The sequence below is a fragment of the Kitasatospora sp. NPDC059088 genome, assembly GCF_042738155.1.
GTDB lineage: Bacteria > Actinomycetota > Actinomycetes > Streptomycetales > Streptomycetaceae > Kitasatospora.
This window is the reverse complement of the sequence record NZ_JBHYGR010000073.1, coordinates 33,915-43,428: the sequence shown is the minus strand read 5'-3', so window position 1 is coordinate 43,428 and position 9,514 is coordinate 33,915. Positions and strand designations below refer to the sequence as shown.

Here is a 9,514-nt window from a genome sequence, read left to right as displayed (position 1 = left end):
GATCCCTTTATACTTTGCGATTGGCGTTGTCTGCAGCACCCCCCCGGCCTCGCCCCCCGGCGGGCTGCCGCCCCGCCCGCCGCCCCCCCCCCCCCCCGCCTGTGCGCGGGCCCGTGCGGGTGGGCTACATCACGGCGGCCCGGCGCCGCCCGCGGGCCGCGCGGCGCCCGGCCGGCGGGGTGGCGTCGGCGTTCCAGGCGGCGACCGGGTTGCCCAGCCAGCGGGTGGCGCCGGGGACGTTCTCCCCGCGCATCACCAGGGAGGCCGGGCCGACGGTGGTGTCGTCGCCGAGCGAGGAGTTGAGCAGCACGATCGAGTGCGGCCCGGTGGTGGAGCCGGCGCCCAGGTGGACGGGGCCCAGCCGCATCACCCGGTCGTGGAACAGGTGGGTCTGCAGCACGGTGCCGCGGTTGACGCTGGCGCCCGCCCCGACGGTGACCAGGTCGCTCTCGGGCAGCCAGTGGGTCTCGCACCAGGCCCCGCGCCCGATCCTCGCGCCGAGGCTGCGCAGCCACAGGTTGAGGTAGGGGGTGCCGGTCATGGCGCCGCCGCCGAAGGGCATGGCGAGTTCCTCGACGAAGGTGTCGTAGAGCTCGTTGCGCCAGACGAAGGAGGACCACAGCGGGTGCTCGGACACCCGGAAGCGTCCGACCAGCAGCCACTTGGCGAGGGTGGTGAGCGCCAGGGCGGCCACGGCGGCGGCCGCCAGCACCAGGCCGGCCGCGCCGGCGGCGGTGCCCAGCCCGTAGTCGTCGCGGATCGCCTGGAGGGCGGCGAAGACCAGGTCGGCCAGGACCGCGGCGACGACGACCGGCAGCAGCCGGCAGACCTCGACGCCGGCCCGGGCCCACATCAGGCGCTTGGGCGGGTTGTAGGTGCGGTCCTCGCCGCCGGCGGCGGCCACCCGGGGCAGGGCGAAGGCGGGCCGGCCCAGCCAGGAGGAGCCCTCGGGGGCCTGGGCGGGGGTGTCGGAGAGCACGCCGACCAGGGAGTTGTCGGGCAGCGAGCGGCCGGGGCCGACGATGCCGGAGTTGCCGACGAAGGAGCGGCGCCCGACGTGGGAGCGGCCCAGGTGCAGCCAGCCGTCGCGCAGCTCGTAGGGGGCGACCAGGGTGTCGTCGGCGAGGAAGGCGCCGTCGTCGACCCGCATCAGGGCGGGCAGGGCGAGCACGGTGGAGGCCTCCACCCGGCGCCCGACCCTCGCGCCGAGCAGGCGCAGCCACACCGGGGTGAAGAGGCTGGCGTAGAAGGGGAACAGGGTGCGCCGGACGCCGTCGCTGAGGTGGGAGACCCCCCAGGCGCAGAAGGCGACGCCGCCGGTGGCCGGGTGGAAGCCCGGGCGCAGCGGGAGCGAGAGCAGGCGGATCAGGAGGGCTATCAGTGCGGCGTGGCAGAAGACGGTCAGGACGGCCAGCGGCACGGTCAGCGGCAGCAGCTGGAGCAGGGCGGCGAGCAGGGTGCGGTCGGTGCCGACCAGCGGGTAGACGATGAACAGCGCGGGCAGGGCGGCCAGGACGGGGACGAGGCCGAAGAGGGCGAAGGCGGCGCCGTAGGCCGGGTTCCAGGCGCGGGTGCGCTTGGCGGGGGCGGTGGGCCAGGGGGTGCGGGCCTCGGTGCAGGGGCGGGCCGGGGAGCCGTGCCAGTGCTCGCCGGGCGGGACGGTGGCGGTGACGCAGGAGCCGGGGGCGATCTGGGCGCCGGCGCCGACGCGGGCGCCGGGCATCACGGTGGCGCGGTGGCCGACGGCGGCGCCCTCGCCGATGTCGAGGTGGCCGAGCTGGAGGGTGTCGCCGTCGAGCCACCAGCCGGCGATGTCGACCTCGGGTTCGAGGCTGGCGCCGTTGCCGATCCGGGCCAGGCCGGTGACCGGGGGCGCGGTGTGCAGCTGGACGTCGCGGCCGACGCGGCAGCCGAGCATCCGGGCGTAGCGCACGGCCCAGGGGGTGCCGGAGAGGTTGCCGGTGCCGAACATGGCGGTGTAGCGCTCGGCGGCCCACAGGCGCAGGTGGACGTGGCCGCCGCGGGGGTGGCTGCCGGGGCGGATGCCGGCGGTGATCAGGCGGGCGCCGGCGGCGGCGAGCAGGGTGCGGCCGGGGGCGGTGAAGAAGAGGAGCGCGCCGGCGGCCACGGGCCACCAGGAGCTGTGCGGGGCCCAGGGGATGTCGGTGCCCATGAGGTTGTCGGCGGCGATCAGGACGATCACCCAGCGCAGGCCGGAGAGGCCGAACATGGCGAGCAGCATCAGGGTCTGCCAGAGGCCGGCGCTGCGCGGGGTGGGGCGCACCGGCCTGCGGGGCGGGGCGGTCGCGGCGGATTCCGGCCCGGCCGCGGCCGCCTGGGCCCGCGGGGCCGGGGCGAGGGAGTCGAGGTAGCCGGCGAGGTCGCCGAGTACCGGGTGGGCGTAGAGGTCGGCGACGGAGACGCCGCTGTGGCGGGTGCGCAGTTCGGAGACCAGGCGGGCGGCGGTGAGGCTGGAGCCGCCGAGGGCGAAGAAGTCGTCGCCGTTGCCGGGGGCCATGCCGAGCAGGCGCTCCCACTGGCCGGCGAGCCAGCCGGCGGTGCCGTCCAGGGGCTGGGCGGGGCCGTCGGGGCCGGTGGTGCCGGTGGTGGGCAGCGGCCAGGGCAGGGCGTGGCGGTCGACCTTGCCGGAGGTCTTGGTGGGCAGGGAGTCGACCAGGGCCAGGACGGGCACCAGGGGTCGAGGCAGGCGCTCCAGCAGGTGCCGGCGGGCGGTGGCCAGGTCGGGGGTGGTGCCGGGCTGGGCGACGAGGTAGCCGACCAGCAGGTCGGCGCCGGCGGGGGTCTTGCGGACGGCGGCGGCGGCCGCGCGGATGCCGGGCAGGGCCTGGAGGGCGGCGTCGATCTCGCCGAGTTCGATGCGGCGCCCGCCGAGTTTGATCTGGTCGTCGGCGCGGCCGAGGAAGACCAGGCCCTCGGGGTCGTTGCGGACCAGGTCGCCGCTGCGGTAGACGCGGGGGGAGGCGATCGCGGGGTGCGGGCTGTACTTCTCGGCGTCCTTGGCGGGGTCGAGGTAGCGGGCGGTGCCGATGCCGCTGATCAGCAGTTCGCCGCTCTCGTACCAGGGCACGGGGTGGCCGTCGGGGCCGACGACGGCGATCTCCCAGCCGTCCAGGGGGGCGCCGATGCGCACCGGCTCGCCGGGGAGCATCCGGGCGGCGGTGGCGACGACGGTGGTCTCGGTGGGGCCGTAGGTGTTCCAGAACTCGCGGCCGGGGACGGCCAGGCGCTCGACCAGTTCGGCCGGGCAGGCCTCGCCGCCGACGATGATCAGGCGGACCTGGTCCAGGCACTCCTGGGGCCACAGGGCGAGCAGGGTGGGGACGGTGGAGATCGCGGTGATGCGGCGCTGGACGAGCCAGGGGCCCAGGTCGGTGCCGGCCTTGACCAGGGAGCGGGGGGCGGGGACGAGGCAGGCGCCGTGGCGCCAGGCCAGCCACATCTCCTCGCAGGAGGCGTCGAAGGCCACCGACAGGCCCGCCAGGACGCGGTCCCCGGGGCCCAGCGGCTGGGGGCGCAGGAAGATCCGGGCCTCGGCGTCGACGAAGGCGGCGGCGCTGCGGTGGGTGACGGCCACGCCCTTGGGGCGGCCGGTGGTGCCGGAGGTGAAGATGATCCAGGCGTCGTCGGCGGGGGTGGGCCAGGCGGGGCGGCCCGAGGGGCGGGCGGCGGGGCCGGCGAACAGGCGGCGCTCGGCGCCGACGACGGCGCAGACCCGGGCGTCCTGCCAGATCATCTCGGCGCGCTCGTCGGGGTCGTCGGCGTCCACCGGGACGTAGGCGGCGCCGCAGCGCAGCACGGCGAGGATGGCGACGTACAGGTCGGCGGTGCCGGAGGGGATGCGTACGCCCACCCGGTCGCCGGTGCCGATGCCGTGGCCGGCCAGGACGCCGGCGAGGGCGTCGACCTCCTGCAGCAGGGTTCTGTAGTCGAGGACGGCGTCGCCGGTGTCCAGGGCGGGCGCGTGCGGGTGCGCGTCGGCCGTGGCGGCGATGACGTCGAGGAGGCTTCGGGGGTGGGCGGGCTGGGCCACCGGCCAGCCGGCTGCCTGCCCCGGGTGGGGGCGGTGCAGCGTGACTGGGCCGGACGTGTCATGCCGTGCGTCCATGGGGTGGGTTCCTCGGCTCCGTTTTCCTGGGAGGGCGCGCATTGCCTGCTACGTGCGGTGACCTGGTCGTCACCTGGTGGGACGCGCCCACTCACCATGACTCCGCTGGGAGTCGGCTGGATGCAGCGAAGGTGCGGTCAAAGAGAATTCTCATCATCGATGCCGTTTCCTCAGGCACCGATACGAATCGAATGTCATTTCGGGGGGTTTCGAGCGTTTTCGATGGTGAAGGCTAATCGGCGGAAACCGGAGGGGCGTGACGACGGAGGGAAGAGTGATGAACACCATGGCGACCGGAACGGTACAGGTAGTGAGGGGTCGGCTACCGAATCGGGGGGTTTCGGACGGATTCTCGACCTGTGCACGTCATTCTCATCTTTGTGTGGGAGGCTGCCGCCGCCCTTTTCCGTGCGGATGTTTCCTGTGAATTCGGTGTGCGCCCGGGCCGCCCGCCCCGGCACCACCGGCCGGGACCGGCTCCTCTGGTACGCGGCGTACGGGTCCAACCTGCACGCCGCCCGCTTCTCCTGCTACCTCTGCGGCGGCCGCCCCGCGGGCGCGGCACGCGCCTGCCCGGGCTGCCGCGACCGGCGCCCGCCGCGCGCCAGCGCGGCCCTGCCCCTGCCCGGCACGGTGTACTTCGCCGGGCACTCGGCCACCTGGGGCGGCGGCACCGCCTTCTACGACCCCGCCGGGCCCGGGCCGGTGCCCTGCCGCGCCTACCTCGTCACGGCCGGCCAGTTCGGCGACGTCGCCGCCCAGGAGATACAGCGCACCCCCGCCGCCGACCTCGACCTCACCCGCGTCCTGGCCACCGGGCGCGACCGCCTCGGCCCCGGCCGCTACGAGACCCTCCTGCGCGTGGGCGCGCTCCGGGGGCGCCCGGTGCTCACCCTCACCTCCCCCACCGGCCTGGCCGGCGCCACCCCCACCGCCCCCTCCCCCGCCTACCTGCGCACCCTGGCCGCCGGCCTCGCCGAATCCCACACCTGGGGCCCCTGGCGCACCGCCGGCTACCTCGCCACCCGCCCCGGCGCCGCCGGCCACTGGCCGGTGGCGGCGGTGGCGGCCCTGCTGGACTGAACGGGGGACCACGGCCCGCTCAGCCGTCGACGTCCGCGGCGCGGCACGGCTCGGTGACGGTCGGGCACAGCTGGGGCAGGTCGTCCGTGTACGGCGGCTCCATCGTCTGCGCCCCGGGAGCCGGGGCGCCGGGGACCTGGGTGGCGAAGCCGTACCGGACGACGGTGACCGCCCTCCCGCCGCCGAGGTCGATCACCCGCTGGTGCAGCGGCCCGAACCGGTGCCGGGCATCGCCCCGCAGCACGACCTGCTTGGCGTCCACGGGGAAGAGCACGAAGAGGGACAGCCGCCGGTGGTCGCCGATCATCGTCGGCCGCCTGCGGGCCGTGAAGGCCCCGGGCGTGCCACCGGTGACGTCGGTGTTCAGGCGGCCGTCGACGCGGGTGGTCGAGGCCAGGCACAGGTGGGAGTCGTCCTCCAGCCACACCACGTCCGCCCAGTCCTGGGAGCCCTCGCCCCGGTCGAGCACGACCGTGTTCTCCGGCGTCGGGACGGGGCAGTCCGGCGTGCCCTTGTGCATCGTGGCCAGCTCGTCCAGGACCCACTGCGCCGACGCCGGGGCCGGCTCGGGCAGCACCACCCGGTGCACCGCCGCAGTGGCCGCGGCCGTCGCCACCGCTGTCGCCGCGGGTTTCGCCGTGGGTTTCGCCGCGGGTTCCGGCGTGCCGCCGTCCTGCCCCGTACAGGCCGCCGCCCCCAGCGCCAGCACCGCCGCCGCGACCACCGCGCCCCCGCGCCGCGCCGCACTCCCCATCACGCCACCCCCGTCGGCCGTCCCCCCTCGGAACGTTCGCCCACATCCTGCCCGCTCCGGCGGGCCGGCGGTGTCCGCGAACGGCAACAGCCGTGTCCCGAAGCGCCGCCACCCCTCCAGGCCAGGCCGGGGCGGGCGGGGGTGCACCAGGCCTGCACCGGACGGGCGTTGGACCTCGGGCAGGGGCCTCAGGCGGTGGGCGGGGCGGGGACCAGGCCGGCGGCGATCAGGCCGGCGAAGACCGCCTGGCCGAGGGCCTGGACGGCGGACTGGGGACGGACCATCACGGTGAACTCCTTGATCCGGCCCTGCTCGTCGACGTGCACCAGGTCGATGCCGTGGATCTCCTTGCCGCCCACCACCGCCCGGAACAGCAGCACCGCCGAGGGCGCCTCGGTACCGTCCGCGCTGGTCTGCGCGGCGCCCTCGTACGCGCCGACGTAGCGGAAGTCCTCGAAGGTGCGCAGCAGCACCCCGAAGAGGCCGAGCACCATGGGCTTGCCCTCGAAGGGGCCGAACTTGACCGGGCTGTAGAAGCGGATGTCGTCGGTGAACAGGTCGTCCAGCGCGGCGAGGTCGCGGGCGTCGACGGCGGCGCGCAGGCGCTCGGCGGCGGTGGCAGCGGTGGTGGCGGCGGCGGTCATGGCGGCACTCCCGGGATAGTCATGGATGTGACTAGTCAGATTGATGACTACTACCATGCGGAGCACATCCGGCAACAGGAGGGAGGGCCGACCCGATGGCCCTGCGACACGCCGTGCTGGCCGCCCTGCTGGACGGGGAGACCAGCGGCTACGACCTGGCCAAGGCCTTCGACCTCGGCGTGGCCAACTTCTGGTACGCCCAGCCGCAGCAGCTCTACGCCGAACTGGCCCGGCTGGAACGGGACGGGCTGGTCGCCGGACGCGAGGTGGCGCAGGAGGGGCGCCCCACCAAGCGGCTGTTCACCGTCACCGCGGCCGGCCTCGCCGAACTGGACGAGTTCGCCGCCGCGAGCGCCAAGCCCTCCTTCGTGCGCGACGACCTGATGGTCAAGGTCCGCGCCGCCGACCACCTCGACCCCGCCGTGCTCGCCGAACAGCTCGCCGAGCGCGCCGAGTTCGCCCAGGCGAAGATCGACCTGTTCGAGCGGATGCTGCACGGCATGCGCGGCGGGTGGGACGAGGCGCGGTTCCTGCGCGAGGGCGAGCGGATCGGCCCGTACCTGACCTGCCTGCGCGGCCTGGCCTTCGAGCGGGGCAACCGGGACTGGTGCCGGGAGGCGATCGCCGTCCTGGCGCGGCGCAGCCGAACGCCGGGCGGGCGCGGCGCAGTTGAGCGCAGTTGAGCGGAAGCGCGGTCAGGCGCCGGGTGCCGGGGGGCGGATTCCGAGCCACTGCTCGGCGTCCCAGGCCTGGAAGCGCTCCACCTCGGTGAAGCCCAGTTTCGCCGCGAGCCGCATCGAGGCGGTGTTGGCGCTCTGGGTGGTCAGCACCACCGCCTCGCCGGGCAGCGCTCCGGCGAGCCAGGCCAGTGCCGCCGCGCACGCCTCGGCGGCGTAGCCGCGCCCCCAGGCCCGGGGCAGGAACAGGTAGCCGAGGTCGAGCCGGCCGGTGGCGGCCGGGCGGCGGTGGCCGGTCGCCCGGCGGAGCAGGACCAGGCCGACCATCGCCCCGTCGAGTTCGGCGACGAAGGTCCCGGGCCGGTCCTCGGGCGCCCCGGGCAGCTCGCGCTCCACCTGCGCGCGCGGCCGGGCCCCGCCGAGGTAGGTGTGCACCTCGGGCGAGGAGAACAGGTCGACGAACGCCGCACGGTCGCACTCCCGGCTGCCGCGCAGCACGAGGCGCTCGGTGCGGATCGGCGCGGGCGGCCAGGCCACGGTTCCCAGGTCCAGGTCTTCCATCCGCGCACCCTAGCAAGGGCCCTCCGAGGGGCAGTTGGGCGACGGGCCCTACAGGCGGCCCCAGGCCACGAAGGCGGCCAGCAGCAGGTAGAGCGCGTCCACCGCCACCAGCGGGTACTCCCGGCGCCGCAGGCGCACCGCCGCCGCGCCGGCCATCAGCAGCGCCAGGCCGAGCGCGGCCAGCGGCACCAGCACCGGCGCGACGTGCACCAGCGCGGGCAGCACCAGGCCGAGCGCGGCCAGGACTTCGAGGGCGCCGATCGCCCTCACCGCCCCCGCGCCGAAGTCCTCGACCCAGCGGCCGCTGCGCCCGGCGGCGGCGATCCGCTCCTTGGGCACCAGCACCTTGAAGGCGCCGCCGAGCAGGTAGGCGGCGGCCAGCAGGGCGGTGACGGTCCACAGGGCAGTGTTCATGACGCTCGTTCTCCTCGGTACGTTTGTCCGCTGCTGCCCTCTGGGACAGGGCGGCCGGGCGGCCCGTGACAGCCGCCCACGGTGACGCGCGCCACCCCGGGGCCGGGGCGGCGCCGGGGACGGGAGACGGGGTGGCCATGGCGGGAGCGGCAGGAGCGGCGGGCGGCGCGGGCGCGACGGAGGCGGCGGGGTACCGGCCGCTGCTGTTCTCCATCGCCTACGGCATGACGGGTTCGGTGGGCGACGCCGAGGACCTCGTCCAGGACACCTTCCTCAACCTGACCCGCGCCCAGCGGGCGGGCACCACCGTCACCAACCTCAAGGCGTACCTGGCCACTTCGGTCACCCGCCTGGGCATCAACCACCTCGGTTCGGCGCGGGTGCGGCGCGAGTCCTACGTCGGCGAGTGGCTGCCGGAGCCGGTGGTCGCCTTCGCCGAGCGCCCCGGCGACGCCCCCGCCGAGCACGCCGAACTGGCCGACTCGCTGTCGATGGCCCTGCTGCTGATGCTGGAGGCCCTCTCCCCCGTGGAGCGGGCGGTGTTCCTGCTGCGCGAGGCCTTCGGCTACGGCTACCCGGAGGTCGCGGAGCTGACCGGCAAGTCGGAGGCGAACTGCCGTCAGATCCTGGCCCGGGCCCGCAAACGCCTGGCCGCGAGCGGCGCGGACACCCCGCTCCCCGCGGCCCGGCGCGCGGAGGGCGACGAACTGGCGCGCCGCTTCTTCGCGGCGGCCGCCGGCGGGGACCTCACCCAGCTGCTGGACCTGCTCGCCCCCGACGTGGTCTTCCACGGCGACGGCGGCGGCAAGGCGCAGGCGGTCGGAAAGTCGGTCGCCGGCCGCGAGCGCGTCGCCCAGCTGCTCGCCTTCGGCTTCGACCGCGGCCGCGAACTCGGCATCACCCTGCACCCGGCGACGGTCAACGGCCGCCCGGGCGCGGTCTCCTACGACCCGCGGGGGCGCGTGGCCGCCGTCCTGGAGCTGGACATCGTCGACGGCGCGATCCGGGCGCTGCACTCCGTGTCCAACCCCGACAAGCTCGGCCACCTGGGCGAGGTCTCCGACATCGGGCTGCGGCGGGTGCGGGAGCGGTAAACACACGAATCCCGTTCGGGTGAACCACCCCGCCCCGGCGCAGCATTGGGGCCGGCCGGGGGTAACCGTCACCGGGAGTGGGGGGCGGCCGCGCCCGGGGGGGGGGGCGGGGCGCGCCCCCCCCCCCCCCCCCCCCCCCCCCCCACCCCCCCGGGGGGGGC

Annotated in this window: 8 protein-coding genes; 3 read left to right on the top strand and 5 right to left on the bottom strand. The window is 75.8% G+C overall.

The genetic code is table 11. The annotated features are described in order from the left end of the window. Positions 1 to 124: 124 nt before the first annotated feature. The gene (locus tag ACFWXO_RS28230; protein WP_380526998.1) at positions 125 to 4,126 is read right to left on the bottom strand and encodes a Pls/PosA family non-ribosomal peptide synthetase; all 4,002 of its coding nucleotides are present in this window, start codon (positions 4,124 to 4,126) and stop codon (positions 125 to 127) included. A 423-nt stretch (positions 4,127 to 4,549) separates the two neighbouring features. Between ACFWXO_RS28230 and ACFWXO_RS28225 the strand changes: the two genes are divergently transcribed. After that, positions 4,550 to 5,209: a histone deacetylase gene (locus ACFWXO_RS28225; protein WP_380526997.1), complete on the top strand. Its 660-nt coding sequence runs from the start codon at positions 4,550 to 4,552 to the stop codon at positions 5,207 to 5,209. Between the two features lie 19 nt (positions 5,210 to 5,228). Here ACFWXO_RS28225 and ACFWXO_RS28220 read toward each other — a convergent pair whose 3' ends face one another. Further along, a complete protein-coding gene (locus ACFWXO_RS28220; RefSeq protein WP_380526995.1) occupies positions 5,229 to 5,963 on the bottom strand; it encodes a hypothetical protein in 735 nt (244 codons plus the stop codon). 188 nt (positions 5,964 to 6,151) lie between these two features. Further along, positions 6,152 to 6,607, bottom strand: a complete 456-nt coding sequence (locus ACFWXO_RS28215) for a nuclear transport factor 2 family protein (protein WP_380526993.1) — start codon at positions 6,605 to 6,607, stop codon at positions 6,152 to 6,154. A gap of 95 nt (positions 6,608 to 6,702) precedes the next feature. On the opposite strand from ACFWXO_RS28215, the gene ACFWXO_RS28210 reads away from it, so the two are divergent. Next, positions 6,703 to 7,290 carry a PadR family transcriptional regulator gene (locus ACFWXO_RS28210; RefSeq protein ID WP_380526991.1) on the top strand — a complete coding sequence of 196 codons (588 nt, stop codon included), beginning with the start codon at positions 6,703 to 6,705 and terminating at the stop codon, positions 7,288 to 7,290. A gap of 12 nt (positions 7,291 to 7,302) precedes the next feature. On the opposite strand, the gene ACFWXO_RS28205 is transcribed toward ACFWXO_RS28210, so the two are convergent. After that, the gene (locus ACFWXO_RS28205) at positions 7,303 to 7,845 is read right to left on the bottom strand and encodes a GNAT family N-acetyltransferase (RefSeq protein WP_380526989.1); all 543 of its coding nucleotides are present in this window, start codon (positions 7,843 to 7,845) and stop codon (positions 7,303 to 7,305) included. A gap of 48 nt (positions 7,846 to 7,893) precedes the next feature. Beyond that, positions 7,894 to 8,259, bottom strand: coding sequence for a DoxX family protein (locus tag ACFWXO_RS28200; RefSeq protein ID WP_380526987.1), 366 nt, complete (start codon positions 8,257 to 8,259; stop codon positions 7,894 to 7,896). A gap of 137 nt (positions 8,260 to 8,396) precedes the next feature. Between ACFWXO_RS28200 and sigJ the strand changes: the two genes are divergently transcribed. Continuing rightward, entirely contained in the window at positions 8,397 to 9,353 is a 957-nt protein-coding gene (gene sigJ / locus ACFWXO_RS28195; protein WP_380526985.1) for an RNA polymerase sigma factor SigJ, read from the top strand. Positions 9,354 to 9,514: the final 161 nt, after the last annotated feature.